Raw genomic sequence first — 489 nt, forward strand, 5'->3', positions numbered from 1 at the left:
ATTTCCGCGTTGCTTTCGCAACCATCAAAACGTCTTGTTGACTTGCTTCTCTCGTTAAAGCGCGCTTACTAAGAAGTGGCTTTTTCGTTGAAGCGGGCGGCCATTTTACTGATTCGTTTCAACGCGTCAAGCGTTTATTTTCATTCAGTTTTGAAGCCTGTTCGCCGTACCGATTTCGTGGGCGTTTCCTTGTTGGAAGCCGCTCTCCGTGTCGGTGAAGCGGCATTATAGGGAGCGATGAAAAGTTGGCAAGGGCTTTTTTAAGGTTTTTTAGAAAAATGGTGCCATTTGCACACAATCCGCGCGAAAGCCTTATTTTCCCACATCTTGACCACACAATGCCCACAAGTGGCTGTGGATAACTTGCTTATATTGATGTTTAGCCACCTACCAAATGTAGTCCAAGGCTTCCATACCGATATCAAAATCAAATTAAGGTTCCCCCATACGCTTACGGAGGTAGAAGTAGAAGTAGAAGTAGAAGTAGAA

At 44.8% G+C, this 489-nt stretch carries 1 protein-coding gene; it reads left to right on the forward strand.

Annotation, left to right across the window (positions count from 1 at the left end; translation table 11 throughout):
* Nucleotides 1-288: 288 nt before the first annotated feature.
* On the forward strand, nucleotides 289-489 hold a 201-nt coding region (locus B5D35_RS24605; protein ID WP_212567557.1), incomplete at its 3' end, for a hypothetical protein.

It is taken from the genome of Enterovibrio nigricans DSM 22720 (genome assembly GCF_900167155.1).
GTDB lineage: Bacteria > Pseudomonadota > Gammaproteobacteria > Enterobacterales > Vibrionaceae > Enterovibrio > Enterovibrio nigricans.